Origin of the sequence: Streptomyces sp. NPDC002870 (genome assembly GCF_042888505.1) — a bacterium.
Taxonomy (GTDB): domain Bacteria; phylum Actinomycetota; class Actinomycetes; order Streptomycetales; family Streptomycetaceae; genus Streptomyces.
This window is the reverse complement of the sequence record NZ_JBIAPW010000033.1, coordinates 19,759-34,674: the sequence shown is the minus strand read 5'-3', so window position 1 is coordinate 34,674 and position 14,916 is coordinate 19,759. Positions and strand designations below refer to the sequence as shown.

The 14,916-nt window shown below is 71.4% G+C and carries 17 protein-coding genes; 5 read left to right on the top strand and 12 right to left on the bottom strand.

The features are described from left to right. Positions 1-106: 106 nt before the first annotated feature. The 8 genes from hisF to hisD form a co-directional block, all read right to left on the bottom strand. Entirely contained in the window at positions 107-862 is a 756-nt protein-coding gene (hisF, locus tag ACFYWY_RS30275; protein ID WP_389191963.1) for an imidazole glycerol phosphate synthase subunit HisF, read from the bottom strand. After that, on the bottom strand, positions 859-1,269 hold the full coding sequence (locus tag ACFYWY_RS30270; protein WP_389191960.1) for a RidA family protein: 411 nt from the start codon (positions 1,267-1,269) through the stop codon (positions 859-861). Before ACFYWY_RS30270 ends, hisF begins: the two co-directional genes overlap by 4 nt. Next, positions 1,266-1,991 (bottom strand): bifunctional 1-(5-phosphoribosyl)-5-((5-phosphoribosylamino)methylideneamino)imidazole-4-carboxamide isomerase/phosphoribosylanthranilate isomerase PriA, encoded by a 726-nt coding sequence (priA, locus tag ACFYWY_RS30265; protein WP_389191958.1) that lies wholly within the window; start codon positions 1,989-1,991, stop codon positions 1,266-1,268. The genes ACFYWY_RS30270 and priA overlap by 4 nt, the downstream gene beginning before the upstream one ends. After that, on the bottom strand, positions 1,991-2,632 hold the full coding sequence (gene hisH, locus ACFYWY_RS30260; protein WP_389191954.1) for an imidazole glycerol phosphate synthase subunit HisH: 642 nt from the start codon (positions 2,630-2,632) through the stop codon (positions 1,991-1,993). The genes priA and hisH overlap by 1 nt, the downstream gene beginning before the upstream one ends. Next, positions 2,629-2,796: a hypothetical protein gene (locus ACFYWY_RS30255; protein ID WP_389191951.1), complete on the bottom strand. Its 168-nt coding sequence runs from the start codon at positions 2,794-2,796 to the stop codon at positions 2,629-2,631. Before ACFYWY_RS30255 ends, hisH begins: the two co-directional genes overlap by 4 nt. Before the next feature lie 220 nt (positions 2,797-3,016). Continuing rightward, complete coding sequence (hisB, locus tag ACFYWY_RS30250) at positions 3,017-3,619, bottom strand: imidazoleglycerol-phosphate dehydratase HisB (RefSeq protein WP_389191949.1); 603 nt, start codon at positions 3,617-3,619, stop codon at positions 3,017-3,019. Next, entirely contained in the window at positions 3,616-4,740 is a 1,125-nt protein-coding gene (locus ACFYWY_RS30245; protein WP_389191946.1) for a histidinol-phosphate transaminase, read from the bottom strand. The genes hisB and ACFYWY_RS30245 overlap by 4 nt, the downstream gene beginning before the upstream one ends. After that, positions 4,719-6,050, bottom strand: a complete 1,332-nt coding sequence (gene hisD, locus ACFYWY_RS30240; protein ID WP_389191943.1) for a histidinol dehydrogenase — start codon at positions 6,048-6,050, stop codon at positions 4,719-4,721. The genes ACFYWY_RS30245 and hisD overlap by 22 nt, the downstream gene beginning before the upstream one ends. A gap of 228 nt (positions 6,051-6,278) precedes the next feature. Between hisD and ACFYWY_RS30235 the strand changes: the two genes are divergently transcribed. From ACFYWY_RS30235 to ybaK, 4 genes are all read left to right on the top strand, one after another. Further along, positions 6,279-7,880 (top strand): oxidoreductase, encoded by a 1,602-nt coding sequence (locus ACFYWY_RS30235; RefSeq protein WP_389191940.1) that lies wholly within the window; start codon positions 6,279-6,281, stop codon positions 7,878-7,880. A gap of 102 nt (positions 7,881-7,982) precedes the next feature. After that, positions 7,983-9,005 carry a hypothetical protein gene (locus tag ACFYWY_RS30230; RefSeq protein ID WP_389191937.1) on the top strand — a complete coding sequence of 341 codons (1,023 nt, stop codon included), beginning with the start codon at positions 7,983-7,985 and terminating at the stop codon, positions 9,003-9,005. 2 nt (positions 9,006-9,007) lie between these two features. After that, entirely contained in the window at positions 9,008-9,754 is a 747-nt protein-coding gene (locus ACFYWY_RS30225; protein ID WP_389191935.1) for an LON peptidase substrate-binding domain-containing protein, read from the top strand. A 15-nt stretch (positions 9,755-9,769) separates the two neighbouring features. Continuing rightward, complete coding sequence (gene ybaK / locus ACFYWY_RS30220) at positions 9,770-10,264, top strand: Cys-tRNA(Pro) deacylase (protein ID WP_389191932.1); 495 nt, start codon at positions 9,770-9,772, stop codon at positions 10,262-10,264. Positions 10,265-10,683: 419 nt separating this feature from the next. Here the strand turns inward: ybaK and ACFYWY_RS30215 are convergent, their stop codons facing one another. The 4 genes from ACFYWY_RS30215 to ACFYWY_RS30200 are packed head-to-tail and all read right to left on the bottom strand — an operon-like array spanning position 10,684 to position 14,470. Further along, the gene (locus ACFYWY_RS30215) at positions 10,684-11,343 is read right to left on the bottom strand and encodes an ABC transporter permease (RefSeq protein ID WP_389191929.1); all 660 of its coding nucleotides are present in this window, start codon (positions 11,341-11,343) and stop codon (positions 10,684-10,686) included. A 34-nt stretch (positions 11,344-11,377) separates the two neighbouring features. Beyond that, positions 11,378-12,202 (bottom strand): ABC transporter permease, encoded by an 825-nt coding sequence (locus ACFYWY_RS30210; RefSeq protein WP_389192110.1) that lies wholly within the window; start codon positions 12,200-12,202, stop codon positions 11,378-11,380. Positions 12,203-12,216: 14 nt separating this feature from the next. After that, a complete protein-coding gene (locus ACFYWY_RS30205; protein WP_389192108.1) occupies positions 12,217-13,191 on the bottom strand; it encodes an ABC transporter ATP-binding protein in 975 nt (324 codons plus the stop codon). Between the two features lie 37 nt (positions 13,192-13,228). Then, positions 13,229-14,470: an NYN domain-containing protein gene (locus ACFYWY_RS30200; RefSeq protein WP_389191926.1), complete on the bottom strand. Its 1,242-nt coding sequence runs from the start codon at positions 14,468-14,470 to the stop codon at positions 13,229-13,231. 242 nt (positions 14,471-14,712) lie between these two features. On the opposite strand from ACFYWY_RS30200, the gene ACFYWY_RS30195 reads away from it, so the two are divergent. Then, positions 14,713-14,892, top strand: coding sequence for a hypothetical protein (locus tag ACFYWY_RS30195; RefSeq protein ID WP_389191923.1), 180 nt, complete (start codon positions 14,713-14,715; stop codon positions 14,890-14,892). Positions 14,893-14,916 lie beyond the last annotated feature (24 nt).

Genomic DNA, 14,916 nt, shown 5'->3' with positions numbered 1-14,916 from the left:
CGTCGCCGGTGCAGGTCACCCGTACGGCAGACGGCAGCGGTGCCGCCGGTGGCGTCGATCGTCGATGTCCTGCCACGCCAGGGACTGCCGCGCCAGGACCTCGAGGTCAGCGGACGGGGTGCCCCGCCTCGCGCAGGACATCCTTGACCTGGGAGATCCGCAGATCGCCGAAGTGGAACACGGACGCCGCCAGCACCGCGTCCGCGCCCGCCGCGACGGCCGGGGGGAAGTCCGCCGGCTTGCCCGCGCCGCCGCTCGCGATGACCGGGACGGACACATGCTTACGGACCGCCGCGATCATCTCGATGTCGTAGCCGTCCTTCGTGCCGTCGGCGTCCATCGAGTTCAGCAGGATCTCGCCCGCGCCCAACTCGGCGGCCCGGTGCGCCCATTCGACGGCGTCGATGCCGGTGCCCTTGCGGCCGCCGTGCGTGGTGACCTCGAAGGAGCCATCGGCGGTACGCCGCGCGTCGACCGAGAGCACCAGCACCTGGCGGCCGAAGCGCTCCGCGATCTCGCGGATCAGCTCGGGACGTGCGATCGCGGCGGTGTTCACGCCCACCTTGTCCGCGCCCGCGCGCAGCAGCTTGTCCACGTCGTCGGCGCTGCGCACGCCGCCGCCCACGGTCAGCGGGATGAAGACCTGCTCGGCGGTGCGGCGCACCACGTCGTACGTTGTCTCACGGTTGCCGGACGAGGCCGTGATGTCGAGGAAGGTCAGCTCGTCGGCGCCCTCGGCGTCGTACAGCTTGGCCATCTCGACGGGGTCGCCCGCGTCGCGCAGGTTCTGGAAGTTGACTCCCTTGACGACCCGGCCGTTGTCCACGTCCAGGCAGGGGATGACTCGGACCGCGAGGGTCATTCGGCACCTCCTCTGTAGGCCTCGACCTCGACCTCGACGACCAGGCTCGGGTCGACAAAGCCGGAGACGATGAGCATCGACGCGGCCGGGCGGACCTCGCCGAACAGTTCCTTGTGGGCGCGGCCGACGTCGTCCACGTCCCGGGCGTGCGTGATGTACATCCGCGTACGCACCACGTCTTCGCGGCCGAGGCCGAGCTGCTTCAGCGCGTCGAGGGCGACACCGAAAGCGGTCATCGCCTGGTCGTAGGGACCGCCCGCGGCGATCTGACCGCCCACGACCGAGGTGCAGCCGGAGACCAGGACCAGGCCGTTCGGCAGCTGGACGGCGCGGGAGTAGCCGAAGGCCTCCTCCCACGGCCCGTCCGAGCCGATGCGCCGTACGGAATCAGACTGTGAACCGGTCATGCCGACACCACCGCGAGTGCCTCTTCGAGGGTGAACGCCTTCGCGTACAGCGCCTTGCCGACGATCGCGCCCTCGACGCCCTCGGGCACCAGCGAGGCGATCGCCCGCAGATCGTCGAGCGAGGAGACGCCGCCGGAGGCGACGACCGGCTTGTCGGTGGCCGCGCAGACGTTCTTCAGGAGTTCCAGGTTGGGACCCTGGAGGGTGCCGTCCTTGGCGATGTCGGTGACGACATAGCGGGCGCAGCCCTCGGAGTCGAGCCGGGCGAGCGTCTCGTAGAGGTCGCCGCCGTCGCGGGTCCAGCCGCGGCCGCGCAGCGTCGTGCCGCGTACGTCCAGGCCGACCGCGATCTTGTCGCCGTGCTCGGCGATGACCTTGGCGACCCAGTCGGGGGTCTCCAGCGCGGCCGTCCCGAGGTTGACCCGGGTGCAGCCGGTGGCCAGCGCGGCCGCGAGCGAGGCGTCGTCGCGGATGCCGCCGGAGAGCTCGACCTTGATGTCCATCGCGCCGGCGACCTCGGCGATCAGCGCCCGGTTGTCGCCGGTGCCGAAGGCCGCGTCCAGGTCGACCAGATGCAGCCACTCGGCCCCCGCGCGCTGCCAGGTCAGGGCGGCCTCCAGCGGAGAGCCGTACGACGTCTCCGTACCGGACTCACCGTGCACGAGGCGGACGGCCTGGCCGTCGCGGACGTCGACGGCGGGGAGGAGTTCAAGCTTCGGCATTACAGCGTCTCAATCCAGTTGGTCAGCAGCTGGGCGCCGGCGTCGCCGGACTTCTCGGGGTGGAACTGGGTCGCCCACAGCGCGCCGTTCTCGACGGCGGCGACGAAGCGCTCGCCGTGCGTGGCCCAGGTGACCTGGGGCGCGCGGATGGCGGGATTGGTGACTTCCAGGCTCCACTCGTGCACGGCGTAGGAGTGCACGAAGTAGAACCGGGCATCGGGGTCGACTCCGGCGAAGAGCTTGCTGTCGGCCGGAGCCTCGACGGTGTTCCAGCCCATGTGGGGAACGATCGGAGCCTTCAGCGGGCCGACCGTGCCGGGCCATTCGTCGAGGCCCTCGGTCTGAACGCCGTGCTCGATGCCGCGCGCGAAGAGGATCTGCATGCCTACGCAGATGCCCATGACCGGGCGGCCGCCGGAGAGCCTGCGGTCGACGATCCACTCGCCGCGGGCCTTCTTGAGCCCTTCCATACAGGCGGAGAAGGCGCCGACGCCGGGGACGAGGAGCCCGTCGGCGTTCATGGCCGCGTCGTAGTCACGGGTGATCTCGACGTCCGCGCCGACGCGGGCCAGCGCCCGCTCGGCGGAGCGGACATTGCCGAATCCGTAGTCGAAGACGACGACTTTCTTCGGAGTGCTCATACCCAGATCCCCTGAATCCGCAGGACGCCGGCGACCAGGCACATCACGGAGGCGATGGTGACAAGCGCGATCAGGCCCTTCGGCATCTTCTGCTTGGAGAAGGAGTACACACCGCCGGCGAGGAAGAGCCCGACGACGATGAGAATGGTGGAGAGGCCGGTCATGTGGTTGCTGCGCCCTTCTGGTTCTCACCCAGAGCCTTCGGCCTGGGGGTGCCCCCATCTCCGCCCGCGCGGCGCAGAGGTGCCGCCATCGCAGTCGCCTGCGGCCCGGCGGCCGCGCGTGCGTCGCTCACTGCGCCGTTTTCGTTCGCTTCTCCGCCCGCGCGGCGCAGAGGTGCCGCCATCGCAGTCGCCTGCGGCCCGGCGGCCGCGCGTGCGTCGCTCACAGTGCGCCCTTCGTGGAGGGAAGAATGCCCACCGCTCGCGGGTCGCGCTCGGAGGCGTACCGCAGAGCGCGGGCCAGCGCCTTGAACTGGCACTCCACGATGTGGTGCGCGTTGCGCCCGTACGGGACGTGGATGTGCAGCGCGATCTGGGCCTGGGCGACGAAGGACTCGAAGATGTGACGGGTCATGGTCGTGTCGTACGAGCCGATCATGGGCGCCATGTTCTCTGGCTCGGTGTGCACGAGGTACGGGCGGCCCGAGAGGTCCACGGTGACCTGGGCGAGGGACTCGTCCAGCGGCACGGTGCAGTTGCCGAATCGATAAATTCCCACCTTGTCGCCGAGCGCCTGCTTGAAGGCGGCGCCGAGCGCGAGGGCGGTGTCCTCGATGGTGTGGTGCGAGTCGATGTGCAGATCGCCCTCGGTCTTCACGGTGAGGTCGAACAGGCCGTGGCGGCCGAGCTGGTCGAGCATGTGGTCGTAGAAGCCGACCCCGGTCGACACGTCGACCTTTCCGTTGCCGTCGAGGTCGATCTCGACGACGACGGACGTCTCCTTGGTGGTGCGTTCCGCTCTTCCAACACGGCCAACGCGGCTCATGCGTCGTACTCCTTCTTCAGCTGACGAACCGCGTCGAGAAACGCGTCGTTCTCTTCGGGGGTGCCGGCGGTGACCCGCAGCCATCCGGGCACTTGGTTGTCACGGACCAGGACGCCCCGGTCGAGGATCTTCTGCCAGGCCTCATGGCTGTCGGCGAAGCGGCCGAACTGCACGAAGTTGGCGTCCGATTCGGTGACCTCCCAGCCAATCGCACGCAGCTCGGTGACCAGCCGGTCCCGCTCGCGCTTCAGCTGCTCGACATACCCGAGCAGCGTATCGGTGTGCTCCAGCGCGGCCAGCGCGGTGGCCTGGGTGACGGCGGAGAGGTGGTAGGGCAGGCGCACCAGCTGGACGGCGTCGACCACTGCGGGGTGCGCGGCCAGATAGCCCAGGCGCAGACCGGCCGCGCCGAAGGCCTTGGACATGGTGCGCGAGACCACGAGGTTCGGCCGGCCCTCGATCAGGGGCAGCAGCGAGGCGCGGTGGCTGAATTCGACGTACGCCTCGTCGACGACCACCAGGGACGGCTTGGCGGCCTGGGCCGCCTCGTACAGCGCGCGGACGGTGCCGGCCTGGACCGCGGTGCCCGTCGGGTTGTTGGGCGAGGTGATGAAGACGACGTCCGGCCGGTGCTCGGCGACGGCCTCGCCTGCCGCGTCGACGTCGATCGTGAAGTCGTCGCGGCGCGGTCCTGAGATCCAGTCGGTGCCGGTGCCGCGCGCGATGAGTCCGTGCATCGAGTACGAGGGCTCGAAGCCGATGGCGCTGCGGCCGGGGCCGCCGAAGGTCTGGAGCAGCTGCTGGATGACCTCGTTGGAGCCGTTGGCTGCCCAGACGTTGGCGAGGCCGACCTCGTGCCCGGCAGTACGGGTGAGGTAGCGGGCGAGCTCGGTGCGCAGTTCGACGGCGTCCCGGTCGGGGTAGCGGTTGAGGCCGCGCGCGGCCTCCGCGACCCGCTGGGCGATCCGCTCGACCAGCGGCTCGGGCAGCGGGTAGGGGTTCTCGTTGGTGTTCAGCTGTACGGGGACGTCGAGCTGGGGCGCGCCGTAGGGGGACTTGCCGCGAAGCTCGTCGCGGATGGGCAGATCGTCGATTCCGGTCACTGCTGAGGCACCTTCCATCCGAAGCGTGCCTTGAGGGCGGCGCCGTGCGCGGGCAGGTCCTCGGCCTCGGCGAGCGTGACGACATGGTGCGTCACCTCGGCGAGCGCGTCGCGTGTGTAGTCGACGATGTGGATGCCGCGCAGGAAGGACTGGACGGACAGGCCCGAGGAGTGGCAGGCGCAGCCACCGGTCGGCAGGACGTGGTTGGAGCCCGCGCAGTAGTCGCCGAGCGAGACGGGCGCCCACGGGCCGACGAAGATCGCGCCGGCGTTGCGGACCCGGGCGGCGACCGCGGCGGCGTCGGCGGTCTGGATCTCCAGGTGCTCAGCGCCGTACGCGTTGACGACCCGCAGGCCCTCTTCGACGCCGTCGACCAGGACGATCGCGGACTGCTTGCCGCTCAGCGCCGGGACGATCCGGTCCTCGATGTGCTTGGTGGCCGCGACCTGCGGCTCGAGTTCCTTCTCGACCGCGTCCGCCAGCTCCACGGAGTCGGTGACCAGCACGGCGGCGGCCATCGGGTCGTGCTCGGCCTGGCTGATCAGGTCGGCGGCGACGTGCACCGGGTCGGCGGTCTCGTCGGCGAGGATCGCGATCTCGGTCGGGCCGGCCTCGGTGTCGATGCCGATCCGGCCGGTGAAGTACCGCTTGGCGGCGGCGACCCAGATATTGCCGGGTCCCGTCACCATGTTCGCGGGGGCGCATCCGTCGGGTCCCGCGGTGCCGTACGCGAACATGGCGACGGCCTGGGCGCCGCCCGCGGCGTACACCTCGTCGACGCCGAGCAGCGCGCAGGCGGCCAGGATCGTGGGGTGCGGCAGTCCCCCGAAGGCTTTTTGCGGCGGAGACGCGAGCGCGACGGATTCGACGCCCGCCTCCTGCGCCGGCACCACGTTCATGATCACGGAGGAGGGGTAGACGGAGCGGCCGCCCGGTGCGTACAGACCGACGCGCTCGACCGGCACCCACTTCTCTGTGACGGTGCCGCCGGGGACGACCTGGGTGGTGTGCTCGTCGCGACGCTGCGCGCGGTGCACGATCCTGGCGCGCCGGATCGACTCCTCCAGAGCGGCCCTGACCTTGGGATCCAGCTGCTCCAGGGCGTCCGCGAGCGCCGCGGCGGGCACGCGTACCCGGTCCAGCTTCACACCGTCGAATTTCTCCGCGTACTCGATCAGCGCCGCCGTGCCGCGATGATGCACGTCCTCGCAGATGGGCCGCACCTTCTCCAGGGCGGCTTCCACGTCGAACTCGGCACGGGGCAGCAGGTCGCGCAGGGTGGCACCCTCGGGGAGAGCGTCGCCACGCAGATCGATTCGATAGATCACAGAGCAATTCTCTCAGACCGGATTCAGCCGCTGGTCTCCGTATCACTGGCTGATACACCCGCCCGGCTCCGCACCACCACCCCCTCGGCGAGGCTCCCCCGACTTCGTCCGGGGGGGGACCCTCATACGCGACCCCCCTGCGCCGGAAGTTGTTCATGACCACTAGCGTTCAGTCCGTCACTCAGCGGGAAGAACAGCTGTACGAACCAACGAAGCGGAGGAGCGGCAGTGACCGAGCCGCTGGACGACGGGCCTCCGAATGGACTGAGCCCGACCGAGCTCCACATGTGGAACGCATTCCGGAACGGAAGTACGTACGACCTCAGCGACCCGAATCCCCTGCTGAACGATCCCTTCTCGCCACGCCCCTGGGGCCCCGAGCGCAGCGTCCGCGCGTCCATCGTCGCCCGGCTGCTGCTCAGCGGCCCCAGCGCACAGCCCGGCCGGGTCGCCGCGCTGAAGCTCCGCGGGATCCAGATCACCGGCACCCTCAAACTCGCCGGCGGCAGCATCGCGCCCTACGTCGAGCTGAACGGCTGCCGCTTCGAGAGCGAAATACTGATGCCCGAGGCGCACTTCACCACGGTGCGCATGGTCGGCTGCGCGATCCCGCGGATCGAGGCGGCCCGGCTGCGTACCGAGGGCGATCTGCATCTGCCGCGCTGCCGCATCGAGCACGGCATCCGGCTCACCGACGCGCAGATAGGCACCGACCTGCTGATCAACCAGATCCATGTCCGGCCGGACCGTCGGGGCCGGGCGATCACCGCCGACGGCATGTCGGTCGCCCAGGACTTACAGGCCGAACTGATCGAGACGTACGGCGAGTTCAGTCTGCGCGGCGCCAAGGTCGGGGTCTCACTGAGCCTGCGCGGCAGCCGGCTGCGCGCGGCCGGGGAGCGGCGCGCGCTGAACGCGCCGCAGCTGAGCGTGGAGCGGACGCTCTATATGACGGGCGCGTGGGTGAGCGAGTCCACGGGCAACCAGGGCTCCACTCCCCCGTTCGGCATCGGCAGTTCCGCGACTCCGGCGCGCGGCACCCGGCTGCAGCCCTTCCAGTGCCACGGCGGGGTGCGGCTGGACGACGGCCGGTTCGGCGACGCGGTCGATCTGCACCATGCGCGGTTCGTGCTGAGCTCGCGCGAGGAGCTGTCGCTGCGCCGGATCGCCACTCCGGAGCTGCGCTTCAACGCGGAGCGCCCGGAAGAGGGCCGCGTCGTGCTGAACGGCGCGAAGATCGTGACGCTGATCGATCTGGCGGCGAGCTGGCCGGGGCCCGGCGGCCTCGCGATGGGCGGCTTCGTCTACGAGAACCTCGTGCCGTACGAGGAGTTCCCGCTCAGCCGCCGCCTGGAGTGGGTGGCCTCGGCGACTCCGGAGTACTCCCCGGAGCCGTACGAACGACTGGCGACCGTCCTGCGCAACAGCGGTGAGGACGCGGACGCCCGCGAGGTGCTGCTCGCCAAGCAGCGCCGCCGCCGGGAGACGCTGCCGCTGGCCGCGAAGCTGTGGGGCTATCTGCAGGACTGGACGGTGGCGTACGGCTACCGCCCGGGCCGGGCGGCCCTGTGGATGGCGGTCTTATGGGCGGCGGGCGCGGTGGCCTTCTCCCAGATCGATCCCGCGCCGATCAAGGCCGAAGAGCATCCGCGGTGGAACGCCGCGCTCTACGCCCTGGACCTGCTTCTGCCGGTGATCAATCTCGGCCAGGACGGCTACTGGCAGCTGAACGGCCGCTGGCAGTGGGCGTCGGCCGCGCTGATCCTGCTCGGCTGGATCCTCGCGACGACGGTCGCGGCGGGCGCGTCCCGCCTTCTCCGGCGCGGCTGAGGCACTTTCTTTACGCTCTCTTGGCTTTCGCCAGGACAACCATTCCGCCGCTACGAACTCTTCACAGCTGCCCTCTGGCGCGCCTCCGACCTGCAGTTTTCAATGGTATGCACCATGTCATTGCTCCGCGCCCTGATCCGCACCGCGCGCATGATCCGTCATACGCCGCTGCTCGCCGACGGCCTGCCGCCCGACGAGGCGGTACTGCTCGACGCCCCCGACGAGCGGCTGAGCCCGGCGCTGGTCGCGGCTGCCCTCGGGGAGTACGAACCGGCCGCCAAGCTGCTGGCGACCACACGTGAATCGGCCGAGTGGGAGAACCGCGACCGGTACGTGATGCGGCTCGCCGCGTTCGCGTACAGCCGCGACGAGTGGCTCACGTCCTGGCTCGCCGCCACGCCGCGCGACCCCGACGCGCTGGTCGTCAAGGCGGAGCTCGCGGTCCGCAAGGCCTGGGAGTCGCCGGCCAGGGCCGAGCGGCTGCGCGAGATCGGTCCGCTGATCGACGCGGCGGCGGAGGGCGATCCGCACGATCCGGTGCCGTGGCGGATCTCGCTGGACCACGCGCGCGGCACCCATGCCACGCACACGGCGTTCGAGTCGCTGTGGGAGCGGGCCGTGCGGCGCTCCCCGCACCACTACGGCTGTCATGTCGCGGCCCTGCAGTATCTGTCCGCGCAGTGGTACGGCTCACACCGCGAGTGCTTCAACTTCGCCGAGCAGGCGGCGGCGGACGCGCTTCCGGGCTCGCTGGTGCAGGCGCTGCCGGTAAGGGCGGCCTTCGCGCAGCAGCTGAGCGGGGACACCACCTCCGTGCAGGACGACCGGATCGACGCGGCGGCGGATCTGGCGATCACGCTCTCCGCGGAATACCCGGCCGGGGATCCGTGGCCCGCGGAGGTCCGCAATCTGCTGGCGTACGTGCTGGTGGGGCGGGGGCGGTGGACCGAGGCGCTGGAGCAGTTCCGGCTGATCGGCCCGTATGCGACGTCGTTTCCCTGGAGTTATGCCTCCGACGACGCACTGGGCCAGTTCCTCGATGCGAGGGACGGTGTACGGATCGAGATCGCCTCTGCGATGCCAGTGCGTGGACGGGGCGGACGAAGCAGGTCGTTCGGCCATTAGGCTTGACCGTTGTGACCGCAAGCCTCCCCCTCTTCCCGCTGAACTCGGTGCTGTTCCCGGGCCTCGTCCTGCCCTTGAACGTGTTCGAGGAGCGTTATCGCGCGATGATGCGCGAACTGCTGAAGACGGACGAGTCCGAGCCGCGCCGTTTCGCGGTGGTCGCCATCCGCGACGGCCGCGAGGTGGCACCCACCGCGCCCGGCATGCCGGACCCGACCGCGCTGCCCGAGCGCGGCCCGGCAGCAGGCTTCGGCGACGACCCGATCCAGGCCTTCCACCGGGTGGGCTGCATCGCGGACGCGGCGACGATCCGCGAGCGCGACGACGGCAGCTTCGAGGTGCTGGCGACGGGCACGACCCGGGTCAAGCTCCTCTCGGTCGACGCGAGCGGCCCGTATCTGACGGCCGAACTGGAGGAGATCCCGGAGGAGTCGGGGGACGGCGCGGGGGCGCTCGCCGAGGGCGTGCTCCGTGCCTTCCGCAGCTACCAGAAGCGGCTGGCGGGCGCGCGGGAGCGGTCGCTGTCCACGGCTGCGGATCTGCCGGACGAGCCGTCGGTGGTCTCGTACCTGGTCGCCGCGGCGGCGGTGCTGGACACCCCCGCGAAGCAGCGGCTGCTGCAGGCCCCGGACACGGCGTCCCGGCTGCGTGAGGAACTCACCCTGCTGCGCTCGGAGACCGCGGTGATCCGCCACCTGCCCTCGCTGCCCGCGGTCGATCTGACCCGGGCGCCGACGAGCCCCAACTGACGGGAGTCTGCTGCGGTGCCGAAGAAGCCCAAGAAGCCCGGCGGTACGCCGGCGACGGTCGCCCTGACCGCGGCGGGCACGGACTTCACGGTCCACGCGTACGACCACGACCCCGCGTCGCCCTCGTACGGCGAGGAGGCCGCGCAGGCCCTCGGGGTCTGTCCCGACCGGGTCTTCAAGACCCTCGTCGCGGACGTCGACGGCGAACTGACGGTGGCCATCGTCCCGGTGGCGGGGCAGCTGGACCTCAAGGCGCTGGCCTCGGCGGTCGGCGCGAAACGCGCGACGATGGCCGACCCGGCTGCGGCGGAACGCACGACGGGCTATGTCCGCGGCGGCATCTCGCCGCTTGGCCAGCGCAAACCCCTCCGCACGGTCCTGGACGCGTCCGCGTCCCAGCACCCGACGATCTGCGTCTCGGCGGGCCGCCGCGGGCTGGAGGTCGAACTCTCCCCGTCGGACCTGGCCGCGCTCACCTCAGCGGTCCTGGCTCCGATCGGCCGCGCGTAGGACCACGCCCGCGGCGGCCAGATCCCGGGGCTCCGCCCCGCACCCCGCGCCTCAAACGCCGGCGAGGCTTGTTTCGGGGCTCCGGGGCTTGATATTGCCCCGGGCGGCTGCTTTTCGGGGCTCCGCCCCGGACCCCGCTCCTCAAACGCCGGCGGGGCTTGATATTGCCCCGGCGCCGACCTGAGGTTCCAGCCGGCGAGGCTTGGTTTTCGGCCGGGCGGGCTTGGAGTTCTCGCCGGACGGGCGGAACTCTTAAGCCCGTTGGGGGTCCCCCCCGGACGAAGTCAGGGGGAGATGAGGACAACGCCCGGAGGGCGTACGGGGTCTGGGGCAGAGCCCCAGTTACGGGATGGGGGTACCTCCCACGGCCTCCAGGCCGTAGGGGGAGGGCGGGGTGGGGAACAAACCCGCCGCAGGCGTCAGGCCGGTCCCGGCGGCTGCTCCGGCCCCGGCACCCCGTACCCCGCCCCCCACTCCGGCTCCGGATCCCGCGGGCCGAACAGCGCCGTCAGCGCCAGGTGGACCACCATCGCCGCCACCGGCCACGCCAGCACCGCACCCTTCGCCCTCAGCTCCAGGTACGCGTCGAAGGGCACCCCCTCGCCGACCGCCCTCGCATGCGCGACCACATCATGCGTGGGGCCGAACCACACCCCGATCCCCCAAGCCAGCAGCGATCCCAGCAGGCCGCCCAGCGCCAGCGCCACCACCAGGGCGATCCCCCCGCGCCTGCGGATCCAGAAGACCGCCGCCGCGCTCACCGCGCCGAAGGCGAGTGCCAGCAGCACGAACACTCCGTCCGCGGCCACCGCCTCCTCGCCCTCCGTGTCCTTGAGGAAGACCGCCTTGCCGTTCGAGATCAGCGGCACCCGTGGCGCCAGCCACAGCCACAGCAGCCCCAGCGCCACGCCCAGAATGGTCACGGCCACCAGCACCACGGCCGCGTCCCGCAGGTCCGTCTTCAGGTCCGGGTCATCCTCCGCCCCCTTGGCGTGCAAGGGTCCGTGCCCGGTCGGCGGGGAGTGCCACGGGTCGTTGTCCGGCGGAGGCTGGTGAGGCGGAGTCAGAGGTGCGGTCACACCGCCATCGTGCCAGGCGGGTCCGGACGCTGCCTCACCGGACTGCCGCCCGCCGGTATGCCCACGTCGCGACCGTCAGCGAGACGACACCCACCAAAGCGCAGACCGCGAGGTCCAGCCCGACGACCGCCCAGTCCGGACGCGCGTCGAAGGTCCGTGCGAGAGCCTCGACGCCATACGTGGAGGGCAGCAGATCACGGGCGTACGAAACCGGCCCGGGCAGCCTGTCGGCCGGCAGCACACCGAGCAGCAGAGCCGCTGACATGCCCAACTGCCCGAACAGCGTGGCCAGTTCCTGGCGCGGCGCGAGCAGCCCCAGCGCCGCGCCGAAACCGGCGAGGGCGGCGCCGGACAGCGGAATGACCGCGGCGAGCACCCATAGATGCGTCAGCGGCAGCTGGAAGAGGACGCTGCCGACGACGGCGGTGACGACCGTGCCGGGCACGGTGAAGGAGGCGTACGCACCGGCCGCACCGAGCACCACCGCAGCGGGCGGCACCGGCAGCGTGGCGTAGTGGTCGAGACCACCGCTGGCCCGCAGCTGCCCGAAGTACTGCGAGAGGAGATTGAGCGCGACGAACGCGACGACGAGGACGCTCGACCCGGCGACGACGGCCCGCGCCTCCGCGCCCCCGTCGACGACCCCCCGCATCAGGACCATGATCCCGATCGACTGGAAGGTCGCCACGAAGAGCAGCGGGATCCGGGCGACCCGCGCCCGCGACAGCTGAGCGCGGTACACGGCGCCGAGCGCGGGCAGCAGCCGCGCCCGTGGCGCGAGCGGCGCGGCGACCGCGGCCACGGCGCTCTTCTCCACCCCGATCCGCCCGGACACCGCCTCCGCGGGCACGATGCTCACGCCTTGACCGATGCTCACGCCTTGACCAGCCCCTTCGTCGCGTTCCCGCCGAGCGCCAAGTACACGTCCTCCAGGCTCGGCGTGGCCAGCGTGAAGTCGTCGAGCGCCGCGAACGCCGCGCCGCCCGTCACCGCCGCGACAGCCGCCCGCGCCTCGTCGGGCGCGAGCCTGAGCACCCAACGGCGCCCGTGCTCCTGCGCGGACCCGCGCAGCGCGGCGACCTCTGGCACGTCCAGCGGCGCCCGCTCCCGCCACACCAGCTCGACCCGCACCTCGCCGGCGACCCGGTCCTTGAGCCCGGCCGGGGTGTCGCAGGCGATGACGCGACCCCGCTCCAGCACGGCGACCCGGTCCAGGACGGTCTCGGCCTCGATGACGTTGTGGGTGACGAGGATGACGGTCGCCCCGTTCTCCGCCCGCCGCCGGTCGACCGCGGCCCACACCGCGCGCCGCGCGACGGGATCCATGCCGGTGGTCGGCTCGTCCAGTACCAGGACCGGCCGCTCGCCCACGAGCGTCGCCGCGAAGCAGGCCAGCCGCCGCTGTCCGCCGGAGAGTTTCTTCAGGGGGCGCGCGGCGAGCCCGGTCAGCCCGAGCTCCTCCAGTACGGCGTCCCGCTCGGCCCGCGCGTCCCGCAGGGAAAGGCCGCGCAGCCGCCCGGTCGTCTCTGCGGCCAGCGCGACGGTCAGCTCGTCGAGCGCGGTGGACTCCTGCCCGAGGTAGCCGATGAGCCGGGCGGCCCGCTCCGGGTGGTGTACGAGATCGTGGCCCAGCACCTCGACGCTGCCGGCGTCCGGGCGCATCAGCCCGGTGAGCTGTCGTACGAGGGTGGACTTGCCGGCGCCGTTGGGCCCGAGCAGGCCGAAAATCTCGCCACGCCGGACCACCAGCGAAATCCTGTCAGTGGCACGCACCTCGGGCGTCCCGGGGGTGCCTCGGCGGCCGCGCGCGGCGGGGTACGTCTTGACCAGCTCCCGCACCACGCACACCGTACTCACAAGGGACGAGCCTAAGGGGTCGGCGGTACTACTCCCCCGCGGGGGCGTGTTCCGCGGCCGCCCGCACGTCGATCTCGCGCCAGAATCCGGCCCGGATGGCATAGCGGTCGTGCTCGTCGATCTGGTCGTCCTTGTGCGCGAGGAGCCCGAAGCGCGCGGCGTACCGCAGCAGTTCGCCGTCGATGCGGTGCGGGATCCGCGGGTACATGGTGGACAGCTTCTGCACATGGCCCGCCTCCGGCAGCCGTTCCATCCAGCGCCGGGCGAAGACCTGGCCGACCTCGAAGGGGTCGCCGCCGACCGTGGTGATGTCCTCCTCGCGGTCGGCCCAGCGCTGCTCGGCGCTGGTGAGTTGGGCGAGCGTCGGCAGGGACGCGGTCTCGGGCGGCTCACCGAGCGCCCCGCCGCCGGCCCGTTCGACCCAGCCCTTGTCGGAGGACCAGCGCAGGGTGGCGCTCGTCGGATGCGGCGCGGGGTGCTGGCCGGGGGCGCGCAGACCCGCCAGGTCCTTGGGGGTGGGAACGCCCTTGGACGCGGCGGGGGCGGGGACCGGCTCGGCGCCGTTCTCTGTGGGGGCCGGCTGCGAGCCGTTCCGTACGGCATCGGCGGCGCGCTCCTGGGAGGCGGCGAGCGCCGACTCCGGCAGCGGCGCGGAGAGGATCGCGGCGATCTCGGGGCCGGGCGCCGGCTGCGGGGCGCAGATGCCGGTGAGTTCCTTGGCCCGTACGGCCCGGGTGATCCAGGCCCGGTCGAGCACCCGTCGCTCGTCGGCCTCGGCGACCAGGTCCTCGGACTGGTTGTAGTCGCCGTCCGCGGCCTGCACGGCCCAGAGGTGGACGGCGACGCCGTGCTCCTTGGCGGACATCAGACCGGGCAGCAGATCTCCGTCGCCGGTCACCAGCACCACGTCGGAGCAGGCGCGATTTCTGGCCAGCTCGGTGAGTTCGGCGTGCATGGCCGCATCCACGCCCTTCTGCGCCCAGCGGCCGTCGCTGCGGGTCAGTGCGCCCAGCCGGACCGTCACCCGCGGCATGACGCGCAGCCGCCGGTGCTCCGGCTGCGGTACGCGATCGGGGGCGCCGTCGAACCAGTAGATACGCAGCAGCGGGCGCTCCGTATCGGCCTCGGCGAGTTCGCGCAGGCCTTGGATGAGGGCGGCGTGGTCGACGGTGATGCGGGAACGCGCCGGTTCCCCGGCGAGAAGACTCGCGGCGGCGCCCAGCAGATATCCGGCGTCCACCAGGACAACGCAGCGGTCCACGCGTTCCACCCTCTTTCGGGAACTTGGGGATCGGGGAAGGGTCCGGATCGGGGATTGTTCCGGGTTTCCTTCGAGTCTGCCCGACCACGGGAGGGTTAACGGCCGGAACTCGATCATCGGCGTGGCGGAACCCGGCCCGAGGCGCGACAAGCGCCCTTTACACACCGCAATGATCCAAAATGCGGCGCTTCATCCCGTATGTGACTCTGACAGCGGCCCTGGCCCCGAGAATCCCCACAGGAGGCATCACCATGGCCAAGAACAAGAACCGCAAGCAGAGTGGTCAACAGGACCGCTCGTCGCCCGCGGAGCGCGGCAGCGAGCAGGCCAAGTCCACCGCGTACGAGTCCCACGCGCAGCCCCAGTCCCAGGCTCAGGGCAGCCCGGCGGACGTTGCCCGTAAGCACCAGCGGCGCTTCGGCCACAACTGATCGCGGCACTGAAAAGACGAAAGG